The sequence below is a fragment of the Paenibacillus sp. P4_E11 genome, assembly GCF_056401635.1.
Genome location: NZ_JBFUIX010000691.1, coordinates 1 through 608, shown reverse-complemented (window position 1 = coordinate 608; position 608 = coordinate 1). Strand labels below are relative to the sequence as shown.

General features: G+C 43.7%; 1 pseudogene. It reads left to right on the top strand.

Annotation, left to right across the window (positions count from 1 at the left end):
- Positions 1-332: 332 nt before the first annotated feature.
- Positions 333-608: pseudogene (locus AC1DWB_RS36955) on the top strand (hypothetical protein); the annotation flags it as partial.

Below are 608 nucleotides of genomic sequence, written 5' to 3'. Positions count from 1 at the left end.
GTATTAAGTCCTGTCGGAGCTGACATCGAATATGTACGAGTAGATTCAGACGGTAATGAATATAAAGGCGGCACATGTTGGTACAGTACTTTTGCGAATTGGGCTAAATTGAGGTTGGACAAATGACCATCGCCGACATCTACGCCAAACTACGTCACTGTTACCGTTGCATGATGGAATCCCCGCCAGGAAGTGCAGAGCGCTCCTGTTGGATCGGGATCGCGAGAGAGTACGAGCAAATAAAAAACGCCCTCACAGCGGGAACTGTGGAAGGCGCGTAAAGGAAATCGAGTTGTAAGGCAATTATACCAAACTTTAGGGAGTGAGCATAGATGCAAGCACTACCCACTAATTACAATTTCAAAAATCTTATTGGAAATAAGTATGGGCGCTTGGTAGTGATCGAATATCACGGACAAAACAAAAATAAGTCAACCATGTGGAAGTGCCAATGYGATTGTGGCGAATTCGCAATATGCATAGGAGCTAACCTAAGCCGGGGTAATTCAAAAAGTTGTGGGTGCTTAAATCAAGAATTAAGGAGTCATAGGAAGTTAAAACACGGAATGTTTGGAACTAAATTTTATGGCGCTTGGGCAGGGATGTTT